Below are 25257 nucleotides of genomic sequence, written 5' to 3'. Positions count from 1 at the left end.
TTTTACTCCTTAACATCACTAGGATTGCCATATGAGCCTTTTTGATCCTTTTTCTTACCAACTTTAGATATGGATTCCCTCATTTTTGTATCTGATATTATATTCTGCATATCATAATAATCCATTACCCCTAATTTTCCTTCTCTTAAAGCTTGAGCCATAGCTCTTGGTACTTCTGCTTCTGCTTCCACTACTGCAGCTCTCATTTCCTGTTCTCTTGCTACCGCCATAGCCCTTCTTTCTTCTGCCTTTGCCTGGGCAATGTTTTTATCTGCTTCTGCTTGAAGAGTTTGAAGTTGTGCTCCTATATTTCTTCCCACATCTACATCTGCAATATCTATAGATAATATTTCAAAAGCAGTTCCTGCATCTAATCCTTTTGCTAGAACCGTTTTAGATATAGCGTCTGGATTTTCCAAAACTTCTTTATGTGAAACAGATGTACCAACTGTGGTTACAATACCTTCACCAACTCTAGCAAGTACTGTGGCTTCACCAGCTCCTCCTATTAATCTTTCTAGGTTTGCTCTTACTGTTACTCTAGCTTTTGCTAAAAGTTCAATTCCATCTTTTGCAACGCCTGAAACATTAGGTGTTTCAATTACTTTTGGGTTAACACTCATTTTTACGGCTTCAAGTACATCTCTTCCTGCAAGATCTATTGCTGCTGCTCTTTCAAAAGGTAGCTTAAAATCTGCTCTATGAGCTGCAATAAGCGCATCTACTACCTGATCTACATTTCCGCCAGCTAAATAATGAGCTTCTAATTGATTTACACTTACCTCTAAACCTGCTTTTGTTGCTTTTATTAGTGGAAAAACTATTCTTTTGGGGGTAACTCTTCTAAGCCTCATTCCAACCAAATTAAAAATGCTTACCTTTACATTTGCAGCTAATGCTGAAATCCACAACCCAACCGGCACAAAACTAAAAAACAATGCTAAAAAAATTATTAGTATACCTAAAAATACGACTACAGTAACAGGACCATTCATAATATCAATTCCTCCTTATTTTTTAAAATATTTTTCTAACTACAATTATTCTTCCCTCTACCTTTATAATTTTTATCTTTTCATCTTTTGGGATAAACTCACCTTCTGAAACCACATCCATCTTTATTCCATTAAAATCTGCAATACCAGCTGGTCTTAAAACCGTAAGGGTTATTCCCTGCTGGCCCACAAAATACTGTAAATCTTCAGAGCCTGTATATCCAGTTTCTTTCTTTTGGGTTTCACGTAGAATTAGTATTTTTGAAAGCCTTCCCTTAGTTGCAGATTGCAAAACTAAAGTAAGTGCTACTCCTAACACTGCAATAATAATGCTAACTAAAATCAATGCTTCCATAACACTTCTTGCTGTTATTACTATTCCTAAAATAAGGAATATTCCGCCAAAAACACCTGGTATTCCAAAGCCTGGGTGAAACATTTCTATAACTACCAGCAAAAATCCAAATGAAAAAAATAACACAGCAGCCAAACTTATACCAGATAGGAAACTTACTAGCTCCATTTCTCCCACCTCCCTTTATCATAACCTTTGTTTATATTAATATAATACTTCTTGTACATCTTAAAATAAACGTATAGTGGTTGAAAAATACATAAGGTAGTTTAAGATGTCATATTTTCAGTTTTACCTGATGATAAAAACTCTATTTACCTTGGAATCCATCCATAAAAAACAGTAAATTCCTTTTCCATGTATACTTTAACGCCACCTTCATACTCTTCTAATACACGCTTTACAATGGCAAGTCCCATTCCTTCACCTTTCTCCCCCTTTGTAGTAACTCCCGCCTTAAAAATTTTCTTCATAAGTTCTTTTGGAATTTCTGGTCCATTATTTTTTATTTTAAACCCATACACCTTCAAGTCTTCAAATAATTCTATTTGTATAATCCTGTTTTCCATTTTCTCCTGAAGTGCATAAATAGCATTATCTACAATGTTTCCAAGTACCCTGCAAAATTCCCAGGATGGTATTTTTAAATCTTGAAGTGATGAAGTAATTAGTATTTCCGTTTTTATTCCTCTTTTCTCACCATAAAGTATTTTTGCCTGAAGCAATGCATTAACTGCTGGATTAGAAGTCTTTAATACCTTATTTACCTTTTGAATATCTTTAAAAACTTTTTCTATATATTCTCTTGAATCACTATACTCTTCCATCTCCATAAGACTATATACTACCTGCAGGTGATTCATAAAATCGTGCCTTTGAGCCCTAAGGGTTTTATTTAGATTTTCTAATTGTTCTAAAGTATTTTTAAGCATATTGTACTCATCATTATTCCCATTTAGAGAACGAATATCCTTAACTGCAAAAAAACTATTTACAATTCCTATACATATGATTAAGTATATAAAAAGTTCTCCACTGTAAATCTTTTCTTGAAAATTTAGAACATTTTTATGAAAATAATTGTACAATATAACCAAAACAATTGTACTTATTTGAATTACATTTAAAACTACTACTGTAGTAATCGTTTTGTTTATGTCCAGCTTTTTCTTCATTATAAAAACTAAACTCCCTTCTAAACTCTTCCATATAAATTAATTATATCATAAACTAACGGTGCCTCACTAAAATAGATTTTAGTGGGGCACCGTTAACATATTTTCTAATTTTTCTTTAATTCTTCTAATCCATTTTTAATTATACCATGCAGCATCTCTGATAAGCCTTTTTTCTCATCTTGTGATAGATTGTCTATATATATAGGTTTATGAATTATCATTTTCACTTTATTTCCACATACCTTGTTTCCAACTTCTAAAACTCTGTAAGTACCATCCACGGTAATAGGAACAATAGGTACATTAGCCTTAATAGCCAACTTCATACTTCCTTTTTTAAATTCGCCCATTTCTGATTTTAAACTTCTTGTACCTTCAGGGAAAATGATCATTGAATATCCTTTTTTTAAATTTTCTACACCCTGACTAATAGATTTCATTCCTTCTCTTATATTTTTTCTATCAATAAATGCAGAGTGCATCACATTCAACCAGTTACTAATTAATGGATAACTCTTTATTTCTTTTTTTGCCATAAACCCTGTAAGTCTATGTATATTAGAATATATAAGAAAGCAATCAAAAATTGCCTGATGATTGGATATAAAAACACAGGGTCCTTCAGGTACATTTTCTCTCCCTATTACTAAACTAGACGTTTTAGATTTTTTTAAAACATGATCTGATATCTCCTTTGATCTTTTATATACACATTTATCAATCGCTTCTTGTGATTTTTCTTTTAAAAAAAGTAAATTTATCTTAGTTTCTATACTTTTAATTAAAAGATAGACTCCAAAATAACTATACCATAATAATTTTATCATTATAACTTTCTCCTTACTATTTCATTATAATATAACCAAAACTCTCCAAATAGTATTTTATCATAACTTTCTCTTTATAAACTATAAATTATAAAAAATTTTCATTGTCTGTTTTGTTTTTTTACTTGCACCTTAAAACTAACAGCAAATATATTTTCTGATGAATTATTTGCATTATTTTCTTTCATCTTTTTAACTAATTTGAATTTTGATTTTCTTATAAGGCTGAAACTTAAAAACATACTTGTAACATTTACATTCAGCATGTTAATTTTGTAATTCATTTAATATTCGCAAAATATTAAAAAACACTGTATTATAATATCTTATTCCATAATCTTTTTACATTATAAAGTTAAGAAATGTTAATAACATGAGATATAATGATTAAATTTAAGTTATTTTAATGAAATAATAAAATTTAAACTTTCATTTTTCTTAAAAGTTTTATATAATATAAACATTATTCTTATTACACTGTATACTATTAAACTGCATACTGATAAATTGTCTGAGTTTAATAAAATGTGTATTGAATAATTTAATATTTGAAATTGTATATTTTTGTACAAGCTTCAAATTAATTTTATATAATTTAATAATTTAAGGGGGCTTTTTTATGAACATTTTCAAGAAAAAATCCTTAGATCAGTTAATGGATGGGGTCAAAAAAACTGGTCTAAAGAAAAACCTTAAAGCCAGGGACATAGCAGCCCTTGGTGTTGGTGCAGTAGTAGGTGTAGGAATTTTTGTTGCTACAGGTGAGGGAGCTCATATGGCAGGTCCAGGAATTATTATTTCATTTCTTATTGCTGGTATGGTAGCAACTCTTTGTGGACTATGCTATATAGAGCTTGCAACAATGTTTCCTGTGTCAGGAAGTACTTATTCTTATGCTTATATTACTTTTGGTGAATTTATTGCAATGATAATAGGATGGTGTTTAACAGCTGAGTATTTAGTTGCAGCCAGTGCTGTTGCTTCTGGTTGGTCTGGAACTTTTGTTGGTATATTAAAAACATTTAATATTTCATTACCTAATGCTATTATCGCATCACCAAGTAAAGGTGGATTTGTAGATTTACCAGCAATTTTAATAGTTTTAGCTATAACTTATCTTTTATATTATGGAATGCAGGAAAGTGCTAGAGTAAATAACATTATTGTTGGTGTTAAGGTATGTATAATTCTTTTATTTATATTTTTAGGGGTAAGACATATACAACCATCTAACTACGTTCCTCTTTTACCATTTGGATGGAAGGGTGTTGCTGCAGGAGCATCTACAATATTCTTTTCTTACATAGGATTTGATGCAATTTCAACTTCAGCAGAAGAAGCTGAAGATCCAAAGAAAGATATTCCACGTGGTTTAATAGCGTGCTTAGCAATAGTTAGTTTTTTATATATATCAGTTGCTTTTGTACTTACAGGAATGGTTCCATTTAAGGAAATAATAGCTGAAAATGCAGTACCTGGTGCATTAGCAAGAGTTGGTATAACTTGGGGTTCTGCTTTAGTAGGAGTTGGTGCAATACTTGGAATGATTTCTACAATCATGGCAGTGCTTTATGGACAAGTTAGAGTATTTATGGTTATGTCAAGAGACGGCTTAATTCCTAAGATGTTTTCAAAGGTACATTCTAAGCATAAGACTCCATATATTTCTACAGCACTAACTGGTATTACAGCAGCAGTAATAGCTGGTTTATTACCACTTGATATTATCGTACAATTCTTAAGTATTGGAACATTATTAAGCTTTATGTGTGTATCTATAGCAGTTATGGTGCTTAGAAAAACTATGCCTAATTTCGAAAGAAAGTTCAAATGTCCAGGAGTACCTTTTACTCCTATAGTAACTGTAATAGCTTGTGGTTACTTATTAGCCAATATGAAAGCAAAAACTTGGATAGGTTTTTGTGTTTGGTTGGTATTAGGATTGATCGTTTACTTTACTTATGGTATAAAGCATAGTGTTCTTCAAAATAGTAAGGATACAAATTCAAAAATAGATGCTGTATAACATATTAAGCATATTGCAAAACTTTGCAATATGCTTATTTTATCGGATCGCTACCATTGCTAACACCCCCATCTTCTATCAAATCGGGGGATAAGCACTGCTACACGCCTGGATAAGTTCTTCTAAGGTTCAGTTGGAGAAAGTCATTCTCATAAGGAAACTCCATCTGAACCTAAGAATCACTTGATAACTTTTTTCCCACACCATCTTTATTTATATAATCATCATAAACTATATCTAAAAGTTTCTCTTTACTATTCATATTAGGATTTTCTAAAACTTTATCTAAAAGAACCTTAAGTATTTCTCCTATTTGTTTTCCCTGTTTTATACCTAGATTTATTAAGTCGCTGCCATTAATATTTAAATCTTTTATATTTAACGGCTGCCTTTCATTAAGTATAATTTCACATTTATGTTTAAGCATTAAAATTTTGCTAAAATCCTGATACTCTTTTGCCGAACCTTTAATATCTGCTATTTGCAGCTCAAATAGGTCTTCTAAATTTTCAATTTTTACTCTATTCATAAACTTCTTAATATTGTAAGGTTTTATCTTATCAAATTTGCTCATGTGCTCATAAATAAGTACACAAACTGTATCAATAGTTTTATTATCAAATTTTAATTTCGTCAATATTTTCCTTGCAATTTCAGTACTCACTTTATTGTGTCCATAAAAATGTCCTACATTTTTATCATCCATTGTAAAACATTTTGGTTTTCCTATATCATGAAGTAATGCTGCTAATCTAATATTAATGTTATTAGGAGCATTATCCAACACAGATAATGTATGATAAAAAACATCTTTATCATGATGTATATTATGCTGCTGAAATCCAATACAAGGAATTATTTCTGGTAAAATATACTTCAAAAGATTAGTTTCCTTTAAAGCTAAAACTCCACTACTTGGTTTATGTGATATTAAAATTTTGCAAAGTTCCTCCCTTATACGTTCTGCACTTATATTTTCTATTAGATTACAATTTTTCTTAATAGCGCTAAATGCATCTTGATAATCCAATTTAAATTCAAGTTCAGAAGAAAATCTCACTGCTCTAAGCATTCTTAATGCATCTTCATTAAATCTTTCATCAGCATTTCCAACACATTTAATAATCTTCCTTTTTAAATCAGAAATTCCATTAAAGTAGTCAATTAAGCCTTTATCTTCATTATAGGCCATTGCATTAATAGTAAAATCCCTGCGTGATAAATCCTCTTTTAATGAAGTTGTAAAAGTCACATTATCAGGATGCCTATTATCCAAATATTGTCCATCTACCCTATAAGTTGTAACTTCATAAGAATTGCAATTCATAAGAATGGTTACTGTTCCATGTTTTATTCCTGTTTCTATAACTCTAAATCCTTCAGCCTTAAATATCTCTAAAGTCTGCTCTGGTAGTGCATTAGTCGTTAAATCCCAGTCATTAGGTTCCCTATTTATTAGACTATCCCTTACACATCCACCTACAACATAACTCTCATATCCTCTATTTTTTAAAATTTTCATTATATGTTTTGTATCCTGTGGTATAAAAATTCTATAATCATCCATTTTTTGTTGTGCTCCTATACTAATTTTCATTATTATTAACTCAACTTTCGGACATACAAAGTTTTAACTTAATATAATAAACATAATGCGAAGCAAAGCTTTGCAAATTAAGAGTTAATAATTAAAAATTAATAGTGAAAGATGATTTTTTGTAGTGTAAAGGAAAAAATCTACATTAACTATTAATTTTTCATTATTAATTATTAACTAAAAATATTGTTCCTCAATATTTCTAAACCGCGAAAGTTGCGTTATTAACTATTAAATTATATCATACTAATCTAATTAAACATTTTTCATTACATATTCTATACTCACCTTCAGTTTTAATTCAATAAAACTTACTTATGTCTTATATTAATGCTATAACATGTTTGCTAACCTTATATATTACTCATTCATGAACTTTTACAAAATTTACATTTTTTGTTATCGTATTTTTTCAAAAAAACTGCACATATTAATAGTATAAGGGACATAACAGTTGAGCGCAGACTTCTATACGCTCCTTAAAAGCGGGGTATATACAGGTCGACCAACGACTATATAATGGTCATTTAAAATGGCTGTTATATAGTCAGAGGGCAGATCTTGTAGGGTGGAGAAAAGTTTTATTATAGTCGACATCGATCAATTGATTATAATGGGATTCCAATTTATTCTATGAGGTCGAGTTAAGACTACTCAGGGTGCCGATGGATCAAATAAAACACAATTCATTATGGCTTTAACCATAATTTTGTAAATTTTATTTTATTCCTGTTGATTCTATACAGCCGAAAGGTTGTATAGGGTTGAGTAGGTATGTTGTTTGGTTGAACGAACCATGATTAGTGGTTGTGATTTGCTTTATTATGGTGGCAACATCATAATGAGGTGATAAGCTATCTATAATTGTGCAAGGTAGATTGTTATATTCTTTATTTAAATTACTGGACTTTCGTAGTAAATTCCAGTTAAAAATAGAAGAGATCATATTAATGGTAAACATACTATTAATATGACCTTTTTTATATTTAAAATATTAAAATGTTGATAAAACATGTAATGTCACAAAAGGCCCAATTATTGTTTTGTCGTGTCTTTTACATCTATGATTATGATTATGATTTTATATATAAATTCCTTCATAACTCTCTAATACTATTATCACTTAATATCCCATTATTTTAACCCTAAGGACTTAACCTCTACTTTTCTTTTTTCTTACTTTTAAGAAGCTGTTCTAAATCTTCAATTTCTTTTTTAGATAATGGTTCTTCTTCTAAAAACTTAGTAAAAAGCATACTTACAGCTCCATCATATACCTTTTGAAGAAAAGATTCATTTTCAGCCTTTATACATTCATCTTCAGATATTAGTGGATAATAATTGTAGGTTCTACCTACTTTTTCAAATCCTACTGCTTCTTTTTTTATAAGCCTTGTTATAAATGTTTTAACTGTTTGTGTTGACCAGTTCATTTTAACTGTCAATGAATTAATTATTTTTTCAGAAGTTAAAGGATTTTCCTTCCATAAAAGCTTCATTACTTCCCATTCAGCTGCTGAGATTTTAGGGATCTCTTTCATACTTATTCCTCCATTTCAGTTTACAAACGTAGATGTCTAATTTTAGCTTACATTCTTAACCTATAACTGTCAAGATTACATTCGTAATTTGTTGTTTACCATATTTTGCATTTATAATTAAGAGGAACTGTTGCATTAAAAATAATACTATAATATAAATATTTAGTGCAACAATTCCTTTTTATATTTAATTATCTAGCGCTCAATTTATTATATTGAAAATACAGGTTTGCTACATGCAAAATTCTACTATAAAAATCAAACTCATATCTTCCAATATATTTGGAATTTAATTAGTATAACAAATTCACATTAAATTTAATCTATTGATTTTGAGTTAACAAATTCTTTAGCTATTTCATCTGGATTTCCATTGCCCTCTATCGTAGAAACTTCATAATAAACTCCATTTTCTTCCCAATTATATATATATTCTTTTATTTTCTTATTTCCTTCCCCTTCTTCATAAGTCTCATATTTAAAAACTTCCTTACCAGCAATGTTTATTGAGTTAACTCTTCCTTTTTCTGCCCCATAAACTTTTGAATTTTTACTCTGCATAAATGTTACTACCCCAACTTTGGCTTTATACCATGCATCTAATTCATAATCAAGCTTTTTATTTTTTGTATCAGATTCTCTCGTAAGTCCCGCTGATGAACCTTCTATAATTATGTCTTTATTAATACTTAGCGGAAGTTTAGGATTAAACTTTAAAAGTTCCTTAGCTTTTTTTAAATCTTCCTTATCATATATTGATAAAGTTGCTATTTCTGCAGAAATATCCTTTTGCACAGAGTAATTTACATTCTTAATATCTTGAATATATTTTATAGAAGATGCAATTTTACCTACATCACCTATAGGAGTTCCTACTGCGAAACCTTTGTTTCCTTGTTTTTCCATATTGTATTCTATACCATACCACATTCCTTCATTTTGCCATGCAAAAAATTTAGTTACTGTTGTATAATCCCCAGGTAATGTACTTTTTATAGTAATATTAGATCCATTTATTCCTGACACATTCATTGCTTCTTTACTTACTTCAACTTTTTCTTTGTTTTGTTTTTTTAATTCATCTGGTACTGTTAGTAGTGACTCTTTATTTGCATCCTCTGTAATCTGTTTTAAGCATTGTTCCATATTAACTTTAGAAGCTAAAAATTCAATGCCATTATTATCGTTTCCCATACTCATCTTTAAGGAATAATCTTTGTCCGAAATTTTTATAACCTGAATACTACCTACTGTATAATTTGTTGGAATATAATCAGGTGCTTTAATTTTAAATCCTACACTTTCTTCTGCTCTTTTCAAATTATCATAAGCTTTAACTCGTGCATCAATGAGAAATTTACTATTTTGATTTTTTACCAATGAGTTATTACTGCTAACCACTGCATAAGCATTATCTAATTTCATGCCTTTAGCATTTACAGCAGAAGTAAGTATAGCTCCTGAAGCTAATACACAGCATGCTACTGCAACTGCTGACATTTTATAAGAACCTTTTTTAAAATTTTTTATCATTTTTATTCTCCTTTTAATTTGATTTTTCGTTTCAAAACAAACCGCTAATTGTGGAACTCTGTTATTTGATAACAATTTTGAAAAATTTATTAGTGTCATACCATAATTTTCAACATGCTCTTCTCCAATAATTTCAAGTACATAAGCATCACAAGCATATTCCCTTTGAAGTTTTATTCTTTTCATACACAACCATACAATAGGATTAAACCAATGCAGTATAGTAGCAAAAACAGTAAGGAAATTACAAATTAAATCTTTTCTTTTATAATGAATTAATTCGTGCAAAAGTATATAATATAATTGTTCTAAATTATTTTTAGTACATACACATTTAGGAATATAAATTTTAGGTTTTACTATCCCTAATGTGCATGGACTTTTAAAGCTATCGCAAATATAAACAGGTATGTCTATGTTTATATTTGCTTTCTTTTTACACTCATTTAATAATTTTGTAATTTCCAAATCATTTAATTTTTGCATTTTTAAAGTTTTTCTCTGCAATTCTCCTTTAGCCATCAATAAAAATATACTCATGATAAATACTCCCGTAAGCCATACACAAGATGTTATGCCTAAAATATGATCAGTTACATATTCTTTTATTGTATTTTCTTTTTTATAAACTACTTTTTCGGAGAATTGCCCAACTTGAGATATTTGATTTTTAGATTTATATTTCAATTGAACTTTTCCATCTCTTAAAAAATCAGATGCAGCATAAGTCATATTTCTCATTGTACTTTTATCTTCAATATTAGAACTGCTTTGCTGGGTTTGATGTAATAAATTAAGCATGCTTAAATTGCTTTGAAACTCAACAGGTATTATTAGTCTCAAAAGAACTATAATCCACAATGCATGTTGAAATCTTACTGAAATTTTTTTATTAAATAACTTTAAGATCAAAATTATTAATAATGCTGCAATACTTGCTGCTATAGATGCACGAAGCACCCATAAGAAACTTTTAATTAAAATATCCATATTAAATATCCTCCAATTTTTATTTTAGATATCAATGGATAACAATTAAAAAAGTTAATTACTTTTTCAAATTTTAAAAACTTTTTTCCCAAAATAAATTCCATTTCTCCCCACTCAGCCGCTGAGATTCTAACCATATCTTTCATATTATATCCCTTCTTCTTAGTTTACATTTGTAGATCTACAATTACAGTCTACATGTGTAAACTAAAAATGTCAAGAAAAAAATATGATTTTTCCCTTTTTTTGCCTTGTATTTTTCTAAGAAAATTGCACATATTAATAGCATAAGGGACATAACAGTTGAGCGCAGACTTCTATACGCTCCTTAAAAGCGGGGTATATACAGGTCGACCAACGACTATATAATGGTCATTTAAAATGGCTGTTATATAATCAGAGGGCAGATCTTATAAGGTGGAGAAAAGTTTTATTATAGTCGACATCGATCAATTGATTATAATGAGATTCCAATTTATTTTATAAGGTCGAGTTAAGACCACTCAGGGTGCCGATGGATCAAATAAAACACAATTCATTATGGCTTTAACCATAATTTTGTAAATTTTATTTTATTCCTGTTGATTCTATGCAGCCGAAAGGTTGTATAGGGTTAAGTAGGTATGTTGTTTGGTTGAACGAACCATGATTAGTGGTTGTGATTTGCTTTATTATGGTGGCAACATCATAATGAGGTGATAAGCTATCTATAATTGTGCAAGGTAGATTGTTATATTCTTTATTTAAATTACTGGACTTTCGTAGTGAATTCCAGTTAAAAATAGAAGAGGTCATATTAATGGTAAATATACTATTAATATGACCTTTTTATTTTTAAGTTTCATCATGATAATTATTGATCATAACTATGTAAATGCACTAGTTTAAATAAAAATAAAAGCAAATCTTTTTACTTCTAATGTATTATTAACATTTCACATAATCTTCTGTATTAATATTCTCCTAAAATTCTTTAAAATTAAAAGTATAAGAAAACAATAATACAATTGTGTGTTCTAGCTTTTTTGTGTTCTTATTAATTTACTTCAATGATCATAGTTAAAAAATTGTATTCTTAACTCTTAAAGCTGCAAATGCAAATACACTTAGAACTTAATCACTTCCCACTCTGCCAATGATACAAAGCGGTATCATTAAAAAAATATAGTATTATGTTTTATATGGTCAAAAAGTTTATCATATCAATTAAATTTATTTCCAACTTTAAATTAAAAAATATCATTCATAATCAAATAAGTAGTATTTAAGTTGTCCAAGAATAAGTAAAATTGTTATTTTTATTGCATCAGTCATTAAACTTTATATTAAAAATCATTATTATAATGTATACATTTTACATTATATGGAATATATTTATATTGTATGCACTAATAAAAAATCTTAAAATTTGAAAGGGGAATGTCTTATGACCAGGGTGTATTATTAATTCTATTACTATTAAATTATTTTTAGGAGGTATTTATGAAAAATTTATTAAAATCAAAACTGACAACATTTTTGTTTGTATTAGCACTTTTAGGAACTCAGTGTTTTATTCCACTCACACCTAGCACTGTTTTTGCTTCTAATTCCAATTCTAATTCAAAAACTGTCAAAAACAACCCTAATGACGTTAATGTTACTGTTTTGGAATCTAATTCTCGTCATACAATTGTAAAATTTCAGATAAACAATTTTAGTAAAACATTGGTTACTATAGATAATAAAAATTACTATAATATAAAGTGTGAAAATACTAGTACGCTATATGAAGAAGGTGCACCTTTACTTCCTCGTATCTGCCGCAATATTGTTATTCCCAATAGTTCTAATGCTAAGCTCAATATTTTATCATCAGAATATGAGGATTATAAAAACTTACCTATAGCTCCATCAAAAGGCTCTATAACAAGGAATGAAGATCCTAATAAAAAGCCTTATAAATTTGGAAAGGAATATAAAAGTGAATCCTTTTATCCATCATCATTAGCTACTTTGAGCAAACCATTCATTATGAGAGAATTAAGAGGAGTAACTATAGCTTTAAATGCATTTCAATATAAGCCTACAGCCGAAACACTAAGAGTTTATAAATCCGTAACTGCTGAGATAGTTACAGATAGCGGTTACTCAACAGATTCATCTGAAATTTCAAATTCAAAACAAATTACTAAAGATTTTGAACCAGCTTATTCAAATACATTTATTAATTATAACAACATTAAAATCTTAAATAATACATTAAGAAATGCTTCTTCAGAATCTGGTTCAATGCTTATAATTTCATATGATAAATTTAGCAGTGCTATGAGTCCTTTTATTCAGTGGAAAAACTCAAGAGGAATAAAAACTACACTAGTAAATATGTCGACTGTATCACCATCAAATAATCCATCTGAAATAAAAAAATATATTCAGAATTATTATAATGAACATTCAGATTTGGCATATGTACTTCTTGTAGGTGACTATGCACAGGTTTCTTCTCCTGAATATTCCAATGGAGTTTCAGATCCCACCTATACTCTAGTCGCAGGAAATGATGATTATCCAGACATATATGTAGGTCGCTTTTCTGCTGAAAGTATTGATGACGTTCAAACTCAAATAAAAAGAAGTATTGATTTCGAAGAAAACGGAGACAATGCAGCTGACTGGTTTAAAAAAGGTGTTGGTATTGCCTCAGCTGAAGGCTATGATGGAGGCTCAAATGAATCTGATGCACATCATATTACTAACATAAAAAATAAATTGCTAAATGCAGGATATACGCAGATAGATAGTATTTATGCTCCTTCTGCATATGCTTCTTCAGTTACTAATAGTCTAAATGATGGCAGAGGAATAATAAACTACTGTGGACATGGTGCACCAACCTACTGGGTAACAACAAAATTTAGCAACTCTGATATTAAAAAACTTCATAATGCAGGTCATCTTCCTTTTATTATAAGCGTTTCCTGTGTAAGTGGAAAATTTCAGGATGGTACTTGCTTTGCAGAAACCTGGTTGCGTTCAAAGGATAGCAGTGGAAATCCAATAGGAGCAATTGGTACTCTAATGTCAACAGTAAATCAGCCTTGGATACCTCCTATGCATGGGCAAGATGGAATAATTGATGCACTTTGCAGCAACAGCAAAATATCATTAGGAGGTTTATGCTACTCAGGAGAAACTCCAATGATAGCTAATGGTACGAGTTCTGATTTATTAACCTTTTATACCTGGACACTGTTTGGCGATCCATCTATACAAATTCTACCAAGTCACACAATGTAAACAAAAATATAAATTAAAATGATAAAATTCTAAGTAACCCTCATATCCTAATTTACAATTGATACGATTTTAAAAAATCTCATCCTTTGTTTTATTTTGTTTAGTCACACTTATAATAAAACATTTAGATGGGATTTTTTATATGTAAAATTTTTTCATTTAATTTATGGAACTCACACTATACTATCTGCTATCTTTATCAAACACAAATTTCCTACAATTTGTTTTATTAGTTTGAGATTATTCAATTCATAGGTCATAAATTTCATCATCAATTACTAAATAAACATATTAAGTTCGCCCTTTCGGACTATGGGCAAAGCCCTTTGAAAATAAAACTTCCAGCTAAATTTGTAATGGGAAAAATAAAAAATGAAATTGTTCATTTTAACTTGACATAAACAGGATGCTGTTACAAATTGTAATTTATATAAGAATGATATATAATATATGCGAAATATTATTTTAATTAAGTTATACGAAAATAATTTGGAGGCTGCCAAAATGAGAAGAAAGGATTTTTCTGATTTTGAAGATCAAATCAGAGATACGTTAAAAAATACATTCGATGCTATAGACTTCGCTGGATTAAAAGATGATATTAACGATAGAACTGAAAATTCTTTAAATGAAGTTAAAGCAAAGTTAAGAGATAGGTCACACTATTTTAATGAAAAAATAAAAAGAAAAAGATATTACAGACACAAAAGTATGGCTTCCAAGGACACAAATAAGACCAAAATGTACATTGCTAAAAAACCAGTTGGAAGTATATCAGGAATACTTTATACAGTTTTCGGGTTTATTGGCAGCGGAACTTTATGTGTCATGCTAATTTCATACTCTATATTCATTTCTTTTCTAAGTATAATTTCAACAGTTAACTTTATTACTTTGGGACTTTTATTTTCTTTTTTTATTGCAAGTATAGCTTTAGCCTTAAGGGGGCTAAGTTTAAGAAAAAGGGTAAAGCGTTTTAAAGGCTATGTAAGTACCCTCAATGGCCTTGATTATTGTTCAATAGAAAAATTAGCATCTGATGCTAGAAGAAATAATAAATTTGTTGTTAAAGATTTAAGAAAAATGATTGATTTAAATATGTTTCCACAAGCACATATTGACGATAAACAGACATATTTCATGTTAAATGATGAAGTTTATGACAATTACTTAGAGTCACAAGAGTCTCTTAAGCGCCGCAATGAAGCTGAATTAAAAAGACAAGACGAACTAAACGATCCAGAAAAAAAAGAATTAAGAAATGTAATTGAATTAGGAAAAAACTATATTGAACAAATAGGAAGTGCAAACACAGCTATTAATAAAGAAAAAATCTCAATAAAATTATGCAGACTTCAAAATGTTGTAAGTCAAATATTTCATCATTTAGAGAATAATCCTCAAAAGCTTCCTGAAGTTAATAAATTTACCAATCACTATCTTCCAATTACATTAAAGCTAGTTAATTCCTATAGGGAGCTAAATGAACAGCCAGTTCAAGGTGATAACATAAAAAATGCAAAAAATGAAATTGAAAGAAGTATAGATGTCATAAATACTGCCTTCGAAAAACTGTTAGATGACTTATTTGGTGAAGTAGCTTTAGATATTTCCACAGATATTTCTGTACTTGAAACACTATTTACACAAGAAGGACTGACTAAGGAAGATTTTAAAAAGTAACAGCTAAAAAACAAAGGGGGTAAATTAAAATTGGATAATGAATTTAAGGAAAATGTTGATATGACACCAAGCTTAAGCTTTGAACCTTTTCAAGATGAGCTTCCCATTAATAAAATAAAAGAGGAAAAGAATCAACCAGATGTTCTTGATGATAGCTATTTAACAGAAGAGGAAAAAAAACTGGTAGATGAATTTGTTGATAAGATTGATATAACTAATACAAATTCAATTCTTCAATATGGAGTAGGTGCTCAAAAAAAAATTGCAGATTTCTCTGAAACTGCCTTAAATAATGTAAAAACTAAGGACCTAGGTGAAATAGGTGATATGCTTTCTAATGTAGTAGTTGAACTAAAAAATTTCGATACTTCAGAAGAGAAAAAAGGATTTTTTAGCTTTTTTAAAAAAGCTTCAGAAAAGATTGATCACATGAAAACAAAATATGACAAAGTTGAGGGAAATATAAATAAAATTTGCAATACCCTTGAAAAGCATCAAATACAGCTTTTAAAAGACATTGCTATGCTTGATAAAATGTATGAAATAAATAAGGTATACTTTAAAGAACTTTGCATGTATATCTTAGCTGGAAGAAAGAAGCTTTCAAATCTAGAAAAAGAAGAACTTCCTATTCTAGCAGAAAGAGCAAGAGCTAGTGGACTTCCTGAAGATGCACAAGCAACAAATGATTTTGTAGCTCTTTGTAACCGCTTTGAGAAAAAAATTCATGATTTGGAGCTGACTAGAATGATTTCTCTTCAAATGGCTCCTCAAATTCGTTTAGTTCAAAATAATGATTCCTTAATGTCTGAAAAAATACAATCTACTATTGTGAATACAATTCCACTTTGGAAGAGTCAGATAGTATTAGCTCTTGGAGTTGCTCATTCTAGCAATGCAGCTAAAGTTCAAAATGAAGTAACCAATATGACAAATGAACTTCTACGCAAGAATGCAGAAACACTTAAAATGTCAACTATAGAAGTGGCCAAAGAATCTGAACGTGGAATTGTTGATATCGATACTCTTCGTCAAACAAATGAATCATTAATTTCTACTCTTGATGAAGTGCTTCGTATACAAACAGAAGGACGTCAAAAGCGCAAAGAAGCTGAAGTAGAATTACAAAACATTGAAGAACAATTAAAAAATAGGCTTTTAAAGCTTAGATAGATAATATACCTTGTATTTAAAATTAAAAGGTCATTTTAATAGTTAATTTACTATTAAAATGACCCCCTTTACTTAATTAATTGATAGTTAATTTTTAATAGTTAAAATGCACATTTTGTACATATTAAATTTTTCTACAAAAATCAAACTAATCTTCCAATGCATATCAAATTTCTTTAACATAATGCTTGAATCAAATTTAATTTATTAATTTTGAATTAATAAATTCCTTAGCTATTTTATCTGGATTTCCATTACTCTCTGCTGTAGAGAGCTTACAATAAAATCCATCCTCTTTCCAAGTATATATATATTCTTTTAATTGTTCATTTGTTTTTGACTTTTTATAAGTTTCTTGTTTAAAAACTTCTTTATCACCAATATTTATTGGCTTAACTGTTTTCTTTGTATAATCATAACTTTTGGAGCTTTTTTCTTGTGTAAACAATACTTGTTCAGCTTTTGCATTATATCGTGTATTTAATTGATAATTAATCTTTCCATTTTTTATATCAGAATCTTCTGATGGTGCTACTCCAGAACTATCTATCGTTATATCCTTATTAATACTTAATGGAAATTTAAAATCAAATCCCAAAAACTCCTTAGCTCTTTTTAAATCCTCTTTATCATAAATTGATAAGGCTTCAACTTTTGGAGAAACTTCTGTTTGTACAGAATAATTTACATTTTTAATATCCTTAATGTATTTTAAAGAAGATATAATTTTCTCCACTTCACTTTGTGGAATCACGGAATCTTTTGGAATTTCTCCATCTACCTGTATACCATAATTATATTCTATGCCATAATACATTCCATCATTTTGCCATACAAAATATTTTCTTACATCAGCAAATCTAGGCAATTCAGGATCTATAATTTTTACAGTAATACTAGTCCCATTTATTCCTGATAAATTTATTTTTTCTTTACTAATTTGAATTTTTCCGTTTTTTGAATCTTTTGTCGTATCAGAAGTTTGACTTTGATACATCTTAATTACATTTTCTGCTCCATGGCTTAAGCACTCTTCCAAATTAACCTTAGAAGCTTGGAAACTAAAAAGGCCACCTTCTTGTTTATCTCTCAAATACACTTTTAAATAATTATCTTTATCAGAAACTTTTACAACCTTAAAACCTCTCCATACTTCATAATTGGCTGGGAGATAATCTGGTACTTTAATTTTAAATCCTGTAATTTCTTCTGCTTTCTTTAAATTATCATAAACTTTAACTGGTGCATCAATAAGGAATTTATTATTTTCACTTTTTATTGATAAACCATTACTGCTAGTCACTGCAGCAGCATTATCTAATTTCATTCCTTTAGCACTTACAGAAGTAGTAAGTACAGCTCCTGAAGCTAACACACAACATAACACCGCAACCACTGACATTTTATAAGAACCTTTTTTAAATTTTTTTATCATTTTTATTCTCCCCCTAATTTGATTTTTTGTTTCAAAAAAAGCTACTAATTGAGGCCTTTTGTTAATTGACATTAATTTAGAAAAATTAATTAATGTCATTCCATATTCTTCAGCCTGCTCTTCTCCTATAATTTCAAGTACATAAGCATCACAAACACACTCTCTTTGAAGTTTCATTCTTTTCATACAAAACCATATAATAGGATTGAACCAGTGCAATATAACAGCAAAAACAGCAAGAAAATTATAAATTAAATCTCTTCTTTTATAATGAACTAATTCATGTAAAAGTATATGATATAATTGTTTAAAATTATTTTCACTAATTATATACCGTGGAATATAAATCTTAGGTTTAACAATTCCCAATATACATGGACTTTCAAAATTATCGCAAGTATAAACAGGTATATATTTATTTATTTTTGCTTCGTTTTTACACTTGTTAAACAATTTTACAATTTCTAAATCTTTTACTTCCTCTAAATTTGAATTTTTTCCTTTAAATTTATACTTAACGACTAGCAAAAATGCAACTGCAATAAAAAATCCGCCTATCCATATACAAGAAGCTATTTTCCAAGCGTTAGTAATAATATATTCTCTTGCATTTTCTTTCTTAGATTGAGCCCCTTGTGATATTTGATTTTTAGCCGTATGTTTCTGCTGAGCTTTTCCTTCTCTCAAAAAGTCAGCTGCAGCATAGGTGATATTTTTTACTGTATTTCTATTTTCAATATTTGAACTATTATTCTGCCTTTCATGCAGCAAGTTAAATAAGCTTAAATTGCTTTGAAACTCTATAGGTATTATTAATTTAATAACAACTATAATCCATAACGCATGTTGAAGTCTTATTGAAATATGTTTATCAAATAACTTTGAAATTAAAATTATTAATAGCGCTGCAATACTTGCTGTTATAGAAGCATGGAAAACCCATAAAAAGCTTCTAATTAAAATATCCATTTAAGCATCCTCCTATCTTTAATTTCAAAGTTTTAATTAAATCTTACTTTTCTTCTTATTTTTAAAACGCCGTTCTATCTTCCTCATTTTTCCAGATAAAGAATTTTCCTTTACCAATTTTGTATATAGCTTTCTATAGTTCCATCATATAGTTTTTGAACAAAAACTTATTTTCATGTGTTAAAGAATAGTTATATGCTGTACTTATTTTATGGAAATCTATTGCTTTTTTTAAAGTCTAGTTATAAATACTTTTACTGTTCATACTAACTAACTCATTGTGTTTGCTAATGAATTAGTTAGTTTTAGATGTTAAAAAATTCTCTTTGCAAAGAAATTTCATTACTCTCTGTTCACCTGCTGAGATTTTAATTACCTCTTTCCTATCATACTATCCAGCTTAGTTTACAGTTGTAGACCTACAACTACAGTCTACACTTGTAAACTAAAACTGTCAAGAAAAAATGTGCACTTTTTCATTATTTTGTACTTTTGTTAGTTTAAAAGCCACTTACAGATAAACTGTCTATATTTATACAAAATAATTTGTCCTAAGCCTATTACTAGAATTTTAACTTAAAATAAAAAGATCATTTTTAATGGTAAAATTACTATTAAAATGACCTTACAAAAATATTAACATGCTCTTATGATAAATCCTATATGCTATGAACCATAATATATATAATTGAAATATGCATAATATTTTCTTAATATAAAACTTTTTAAAAGTAAATAACAAATTACTATTCCACTAATAAAAAGAAAAATTACTGCTGGCTTTGTTAAAATATAAAAAAGCTTAAATATTTCACTGTAAAAGTAACTAATATTTCTATTTGTTGGCTTAACTTTTTTCTTCACATTATTATAATCTTTCAAATTTTTTCCTTGTACAGATGATATACTTCCATTATTTCCACTATGATTTGTATTTAACTTATAATTATTAGAATTTGCTAAAGGTGCTACCTAGCAATCATTTATAGTTTTCACCTTTTTTAAAGACTCCACAAATTAAATAAATTAAATTTGCCTTAAAGTTCTATAAGCACTATAAATCTTATGATAATTATAATCCATAGTGCATGTTAAAATTTTACTTCTCTTTCTTTTTATTTTTAAGAAGCTGTTCCAAATCTTCAATCTCTTTTTCAGATAAAGACTCTTCCTCTAAAAACTTTGTAAATAGCATTCCTACAGCTCCATCATATACTTTCTGTAAAAAAGATTTATTTTCAGCTCTTATGCATTCATTTTCAGATACTAGTGGATAATAATTGTAGGTTCTGCCTACTTTATCAAAACTTATAGCTCCTTTTTTTGAAAGCCTAGTTATAAATGTTTTTACCGTTTGTGTTGACCAATTCATTTTATTTGTTAACGAATTAATTATTTTTTCAGAAGTTAAAGGATTTTCCTTCCACAAAAGCTTCATTACTTCCCACTCAGCTGCTGAGATTTTTGGTACATCTTTCATGCTATATTCCTCCCTTAAAGTTTACAAATGTAGACCTACAATTATACTTTACATTTGTAAAATATAATTGTCAAGTTAAAAATAATAGCTTATATAATTATCTAATCAATAATTATCTTCAGACCATCTTAGGCATATTCAAAAAAATAACAAGTCAGTATGTTAGTATATTTTGCGTCATACTGCGTCAACAGAACCCTTTGATAGAACAACTATCAGCGGAACCTGTTTCCTTGTCCATCGCAAAATATACTAACATCTTTGACTTGCTATTTTCTTTCATATGCCTTATACAATTTTCATAAAATTAAATGTAAAAATTATTTTAAAGGTATAGTAATTTTATGCTGCTTTTTAAAAGCTTGTGTTATAATGCAATATGGACAAACAGTTAAATCAGGCAGGGGGAAATAGACTTGAAAAATACTAGATTAAAAGAATTAGATGTTTTAAGAGCTTTTGCTTTTATTTTTGTAGTAGAGCAACATACTATGGGTGGGTATTTTAATATAAAAGGCATTAGTTATTTTTATTATGAAATATTCAAATTTGTATATACTTTAGCAAAGCCAGCAGTAGCGGCTTTCCTTTGTATTAGTGGAATAGTAATTTCTTATTCATATTTAAAAAACTTCTCATTAAAAAAATATTATATAAAAAAATTATCATATATATTTATACCATATATATTATGGTCAATAGTATATATGAATTATTTTAAAAAGCATATTAATGTCCCTAATTTATGTATGCAAGTACTATCAGGAGATGCTTCTTATCACTTATGGTATATGGGAATGATAGTAAGATTATTTATATACTTGCCAGTGATTTTATGGATTTCAAGAAAAATTCATAGTCAAAGTTTTTATTTGAGATTATCTGTTTTTATTACTGTAGCTATATCCTATTATGAAGTGTCAAAATATCAAAATATAATTTCTGATAAAATAATCCATTTCATATTTAATAATCCTACAGAAATTCAAATGAAAATCATAAATATATCTCCTTTTTTCTGGTTTTTATATTTCATAATGGGAATATATATAGCATTAAATTATGAAATTTTTAAGAAGACAGTTTTAAAGTTTAAAATTTTAGTAATTATAATATACATAGGTCTATTTACATATGCATACTTAAATGAAATGAATATTATGCCATTTATTATATCATTGTATTTGCTTTATTTTGTTTTTTCTATTTTGGCCTGGTACGTAATTTCTGTTATTCTATCTAGCAAAACTATCACATATAGCATTTTTAATTTCTTTGGTAAATATTCCTTTGGTAGCTATTTATCTCATGTTTTATTAATTCAATCAATCTTGAAAATAATAATGTTCAAATATCGCATAAGAGATTGGCTAGCAGTGGGAATAATTTTATGGATTTCATCTTGTATAGTAAATACTATTTTAATTAAAGCTATTAGCCATATTCCTTATGGTCATTTTATAACAGGTAACAAACAAAAATCTTATATAGAAATGATTAAAAGTATAAATATAAAAAGAGTAGTTGAAACTGTTAAACGTAGTTTTTAAGATTGAAAATATAATTATCATGATGACTTTATTTTCAATTAATATCCAAATAAATTTCTTATGTTTACCATGTATTTTTCAACAAAAACTGCACATATTAATAGCATAAGGGACATAACAGTTGAGCGAAGACTTATATATGCTCATTAAACTGGGTGTATATAGGTCGACCAACGATTATATGATGGTCAAAATGGCTGTTATATAGTCAGAGGGCAGATTTTATAGGGTGGAGAAAAGTTTTATTATAGTCGACATCGATCAATTGATTATAATGGGATTCCAATTTATTCTATAAGGTCGAGTTAAGACTACTCAGGGTGCTAACGGATTAAATAAAACACAATTCATTATGGTTTTAACTATAATTTTGTAAATTTTATTTTATTCCTTTCGATCCTATGCAGCCGAAAGGTTGCATAGGGTTGAGTAAGTATTCTGTTTGGTTGAACGAACCATGATTATAGGTTGTGATTTGCTTTATTATGGTAGCAATATCATAATGAGGTGATAAGCTATCTATAATTGTGCAAGATAGATTGTTATATTCTTTATATGCACTACTAAAATCTAAAAGTAGATTTCGGTTAAAGTGCTGAAGAGTCATCAATATAGTAAATATACTACATTGATGACTCTTCTTTTTACTTTTCCCTTACACAATATAACCAATTTTCTGTTCTTTTAATTTTTTTACATTATAACATGTCACATCATACAATAATCAATTCACCAACCAATAAGCTCATAGTAACTTTCATTCATTACATCAACAACAAATTTACCTACTTCCTTGTCTGATACAAAATAGACTAACATCTTTGACTAGTTATTTTATTGAATGTGCCTTATTGTTTTCATTTTACTTGCTTTAATGACTAAACTAACCTTCGGAAAACATTTCCATTCAACTTAATTCTACATTTTTCGATAATAAAATTGAATAGTAAATTAGAAAACAATGGAGGTATATGAAAATGAAACAAAAAAAGGTACTTTCACTAGTCTTAGCCCTATTCTTAACAATTTTTAACTTCAGTATTGTTTTAGCAAAACCTCGCTCATCACAACCACCACCTTCGGCGCCTACTGGACTTACAGTAACAAACTTAACGTCTTCTGAAATTAATTTAACTTGGAATACTGTATCAGGTGCTTCAGGCTATAAGGTATTTAGAGCATCTACTTACGATTCTAATTATACTCAAATAGCTACTCTAACTTCTAACACTTATAAAAATACAGGATTAAACACTTCTGCTAAATACTGGTATTTCGTAAGAGCATATAATTCTTATGGCACTTCTGTTGATTCTACTCATATAAGTGCCACTACCAATCAGGTAGTAGTTGTCCCTTCTTCTAGTAAAGTAGTTTTAGGGTTTGCAACTTACTATTATTCTGGTGATAATTCATCCTATAACTCTATGGTAACTAATTCTGCTGCAATAAACGAAATTGCAACAGATACTTTTACTACAGATGGTTTAGGGAACATTAGTGGTCTTGTTCCATCAAATCAAATATCCTATGCTAATAGCAATGGAATTAAGCCTTATGCTATGATAACAAATAATTTTGATGGAAGCATAGCTAAAACTTTACTAGAAAGTTCAACTAACAGACAAACTTTAATTAACAATATAACAAATGCTTTAAAGGTTAATTCATATAAAGGAGTTAATATAGATTTAGAAGGAATCTATTATTATGACAGAAGCTACTTTACTACTTTTATGAGCGAACTTTATACAGCTTTACATCCACAAGGATTCACAGTTACAGTTTCCGTACCAGCTAAAACTTCTGATAGTACTACTAATTCCTGGAGTGGAGCTTTTGACTATGCTCAAATAGCAAATTACTCTGATCAGGTAGTTTTAATGGCTTACGATGAACATTATCCAGGTGGCTCAGCTGGATCAATTGCTTCAATAGGCTGGGTTAAGAATGTTGTAAACTATGCAGTGACAGTAATACCTGCAAACAAAGTTCTTCTTGGATGTGCTGCTTATGGATATGATTGGTCATCAAACGGTACTAAAGCATACAGTATTAGTGGAGTTTATAACCTAGCTTCAACTTATGGAGCTCAAATAATGTGGGATTCAGTTTCTCAAAGCCCTTATTTCAATTACACAGATGCTAGCGGCATACAACATACTGTATGGTTTGAAAATAGTACAAGCCTTTCATATAAACTAGATGTAGTAAATAGCAGTAACATTTTAGGTATTGCAATTTGGAGACTGGGTTTAGAAAATGCTGATTATTGGACAGTAGTAAAAACTAAACTTATGCAATAACAATCCATACCTAATGTTCTTATACATTAAAAATCTGTATTAAATCATCAAAAGTTAATTACTTTTTAAATAATACTCACATATTACCCAATACTCATATTTTAATTACCTAAATTTCGTACAAATATAAAACTTATATTTGCACATAATTTCCTGTTAGCATTAACCATAATATTCCTTTAGCTTCCAATTTTTTAGGCGAAGCCTACTGGGATAATATACAAATGTTAAAAATGGTAACACTAAAAATAATTAAAATTTGATTTCTAGTTTTGGATTAATTTGTATTGATTGAAAGTAAATTTTCAACCTCAGATATTAAAAGTCATTTGTATATATT

The 25257-nt window shown here is 28.7% G+C and carries 17 protein-coding genes; 6 read left to right on the top strand and 11 right to left on the bottom strand.

The window, feature by feature from the left end; translation table 11 throughout:
- Positions 1 to 2: 2 nt before the first annotated feature.
- The 5 genes from floA to HBE96_RS19635 all read right to left on the bottom strand — a co-directional run bounded on the left by floA (position 3) and on the right by HBE96_RS19635 (position 3639).
- Positions 3 to 995, bottom strand: a complete 993-nt coding sequence (floA, locus tag HBE96_RS19655) for a flotillin-like protein FloA (RefSeq protein WP_169299417.1) — start codon at positions 993 to 995, stop codon at positions 3 to 5.
- 22 nt (positions 996 to 1017) lie between these two features.
- Complete coding sequence (locus tag HBE96_RS19650; protein WP_169299416.1) at positions 1018 to 1518, bottom strand: NfeD family protein; 501 nt, start codon at positions 1516 to 1518, stop codon at positions 1018 to 1020.
- Positions 1519 to 1664: 146 nt separating this feature from the next.
- Positions 1665 to 2525 (bottom strand): sensor histidine kinase, encoded by an 861-nt coding sequence (locus HBE96_RS19645; protein ID WP_169299415.1) that lies wholly within the window; start codon positions 2523 to 2525, stop codon positions 1665 to 1667.
- A gap of 107 nt (positions 2526 to 2632) precedes the next feature.
- Positions 2633 to 3355 carry a lysophospholipid acyltransferase family protein gene (locus HBE96_RS19640; RefSeq protein WP_169299414.1) on the bottom strand — a complete coding sequence of 241 codons (723 nt, stop codon included), beginning with the start codon at positions 3353 to 3355 and terminating at the stop codon, positions 2633 to 2635.
- Positions 3356 to 3456: 101 nt separating this feature from the next.
- The gene (locus HBE96_RS19635) at positions 3457 to 3639 is read right to left on the bottom strand and encodes a hypothetical protein (RefSeq protein ID WP_169299413.1); all 183 of its coding nucleotides are present in this window, start codon (positions 3637 to 3639) and stop codon (positions 3457 to 3459) included.
- 335 nt (positions 3640 to 3974) lie between these two features.
- Here HBE96_RS19635 and HBE96_RS19630 point away from each other — a divergent pair, with 335 nt between their 5' ends.
- Positions 3975 to 5381: an amino acid permease gene (locus HBE96_RS19630; RefSeq protein WP_169299412.1), complete on the top strand. Its 1407-nt coding sequence runs from the start codon at positions 3975 to 3977 to the stop codon at positions 5379 to 5381.
- Between the two features lie 172 nt (positions 5382 to 5553).
- Here HBE96_RS19630 and HBE96_RS19625 read toward each other — a convergent pair whose 3' ends face one another.
- The 4 genes from HBE96_RS19625 to HBE96_RS19610 all read right to left on the bottom strand — a co-directional run bounded on the left by HBE96_RS19625 (position 5554) and on the right by HBE96_RS19610 (position 11188).
- Positions 5554 to 6948 (bottom strand): CCA tRNA nucleotidyltransferase, encoded by a 1395-nt coding sequence (locus HBE96_RS19625; protein WP_169299411.1) that lies wholly within the window; start codon positions 6946 to 6948, stop codon positions 5554 to 5556.
- 1190 nt (positions 6949 to 8138) lie between these two features.
- Entirely contained in the window at positions 8139 to 8519 is a 381-nt protein-coding gene (locus HBE96_RS19620) for a BlaI/MecI/CopY family transcriptional regulator (protein WP_169299410.1), read from the bottom strand.
- Between the two features lie 318 nt (positions 8520 to 8837).
- Positions 8838 to 11042 carry a M56 family metallopeptidase gene (locus HBE96_RS19615; protein WP_169299409.1) on the bottom strand — a complete coding sequence of 735 codons (2205 nt, stop codon included), beginning with the start codon at positions 11040 to 11042 and terminating at the stop codon, positions 8838 to 8840.
- Positions 11030 to 11188 carry a hypothetical protein gene (locus HBE96_RS19610; RefSeq protein WP_169299408.1) on the bottom strand — a complete coding sequence of 53 codons (159 nt, stop codon included), beginning with the start codon at positions 11186 to 11188 and terminating at the stop codon, positions 11030 to 11032. Before HBE96_RS19610 ends, HBE96_RS19615 begins: the two co-directional genes overlap by 13 nt.
- 1336 nt (positions 11189 to 12524) lie before the next feature.
- On the opposite strand from HBE96_RS19610, the gene HBE96_RS19605 reads away from it, so the two are divergent.
- From HBE96_RS19605 to HBE96_RS19595, 3 genes are all read left to right on the top strand, one after another.
- Positions 12525 to 14321 (top strand): C25 family cysteine peptidase, encoded by a 1797-nt coding sequence (locus tag HBE96_RS19605; RefSeq protein ID WP_169299407.1) that lies wholly within the window; start codon positions 12525 to 12527, stop codon positions 14319 to 14321.
- 504 nt (positions 14322 to 14825) lie between these two features.
- On the top strand, positions 14826 to 16004 hold the full coding sequence (locus HBE96_RS19600; protein ID WP_169299406.1) for a 5-bromo-4-chloroindolyl phosphate hydrolysis family protein: 1179 nt from the start codon (positions 14826 to 14828) through the stop codon (positions 16002 to 16004).
- Positions 16005 to 16034: 30 nt separating this feature from the next.
- On the top strand, positions 16035 to 17177 hold the full coding sequence (locus HBE96_RS19595) for a toxic anion resistance protein (RefSeq protein ID WP_169299405.1): 1143 nt from the start codon (positions 16035 to 16037) through the stop codon (positions 17175 to 17177).
- A gap of 199 nt (positions 17178 to 17376) precedes the next feature.
- Here HBE96_RS19595 and HBE96_RS19590 read toward each other — a convergent pair whose 3' ends face one another.
- Positions 17377 to 19581, bottom strand: coding sequence for a M56 family metallopeptidase (locus HBE96_RS19590; RefSeq protein ID WP_169299404.1), 2205 nt, complete (start codon positions 19579 to 19581; stop codon positions 17377 to 17379).
- A gap of 1099 nt (positions 19582 to 20680) precedes the next feature.
- Complete coding sequence (locus HBE96_RS19585; RefSeq protein WP_169299403.1) at positions 20681 to 21061, bottom strand: BlaI/MecI/CopY family transcriptional regulator; 381 nt, start codon at positions 21059 to 21061, stop codon at positions 20681 to 20683.
- 416 nt (positions 21062 to 21477) lie between these two features.
- Between HBE96_RS19585 and HBE96_RS19580 the strand changes: the two genes are divergently transcribed.
- Together HBE96_RS19580 and HBE96_RS19575 are read left to right on the top strand one after the other, a co-directional pair.
- Complete coding sequence (locus HBE96_RS19580; RefSeq protein ID WP_169299402.1) at positions 21478 to 22611, top strand: acyltransferase; 1134 nt, start codon at positions 21478 to 21480, stop codon at positions 22609 to 22611.
- 977 nt (positions 22612 to 23588) lie between these two features.
- Positions 23589 to 24917: a glycosyl hydrolase family 18 protein gene (locus HBE96_RS19575; RefSeq protein ID WP_169299401.1), complete on the top strand. Its 1329-nt coding sequence runs from the start codon at positions 23589 to 23591 to the stop codon at positions 24915 to 24917.
- The last annotated feature ends 340 nt before the right edge of the window (positions 24918 to 25257 follow it).

It is taken from the genome of Clostridium muellerianum (assembly GCF_012926525.1).
GTDB lineage: Bacteria > Bacillota > Clostridia > Clostridiales > Clostridiaceae > Clostridium_AM > Clostridium_AM muellerianum.
This window is presented reverse-complemented; position numbering and strand designations above follow the sequence as displayed.

Excerpts from the sequence above, each read along its gene's own strand:
- HBE96_RS19610 (WP_169299408.1), bottom strand. The coding sequence starts at position 11,188 with ATGAAAGATATGGTTAGAATCTCAGCGGCTGAGTGGGGAGAAATGGAA.
- HBE96_RS19605 (WP_169299407.1), top strand. The coding sequence starts at position 12,525 with ATGAAAAATTTATTAAAATCAAAACTGACAACATTTTTGTTTGTATTA.
- HBE96_RS19615 (WP_169299409.1), bottom strand. The coding sequence starts at position 11,042 with ATGGATATTTTAATTAAAAGTTTCTTATGGGTGCTTCGTGCATCTATA.
- HBE96_RS19650 (WP_169299416.1), bottom strand. The coding sequence starts at position 1,518 with ATGGAGCTAGTAAGTTTCCTATCTGGTATAAGTTTGGCTGCTGTGTTA.
- HBE96_RS19585 (WP_169299403.1), bottom strand. The coding sequence starts at position 21,061 with ATGAAAGATGTACCAAAAATCTCAGCAGCTGAGTGGGAAGTAATGAAG.
- HBE96_RS19625 (WP_169299411.1), bottom strand. The coding sequence starts at position 6,948 with ATGGATGATTATAGAATTTTTATACCACAGGATACAAAACATATAATG.
- HBE96_RS19575 (WP_169299401.1), top strand. The coding sequence starts at position 23,589 with ATGAAACAAAAAAAGGTACTTTCACTAGTCTTAGCCCTATTCTTAACA.
- HBE96_RS19640 (WP_169299414.1), bottom strand. The coding sequence starts at position 3,355 with ATGATAAAATTATTATGGTATAGTTATTTTGGAGTCTATCTTTTAATT.
- HBE96_RS19635 (WP_169299413.1), bottom strand. The coding sequence starts at position 3,639 with ATGAATTACAAAATTAACATGCTGAATGTAAATGTTACAAGTATGTTT.
- HBE96_RS19620 (WP_169299410.1), bottom strand. The coding sequence starts at position 8,519 with ATGAAAGAGATCCCTAAAATCTCAGCAGCTGAATGGGAAGTAATGAAG.
- HBE96_RS19590 (WP_169299404.1), bottom strand. The coding sequence starts at position 19,581 with ATGGATATTTTAATTAGAAGCTTTTTATGGGTTTTCCATGCTTCTATA.
- HBE96_RS19600 (WP_169299406.1), top strand. The coding sequence starts at position 14,826 with ATGAGAAGAAAGGATTTTTCTGATTTTGAAGATCAAATCAGAGATACG.
- floA (WP_169299417.1), bottom strand. The coding sequence starts at position 995 with ATGAATGGTCCTGTTACTGTAGTCGTATTTTTAGGTATACTAATAATT.
- HBE96_RS19630 (WP_169299412.1), top strand. The coding sequence starts at position 3,975 with ATGAACATTTTCAAGAAAAAATCCTTAGATCAGTTAATGGATGGGGTC.
- HBE96_RS19645 (WP_169299415.1), bottom strand. The coding sequence starts at position 2,525 with ATGAAGAAAAAGCTGGACATAAACAAAACGATTACTACAGTAGTAGTT.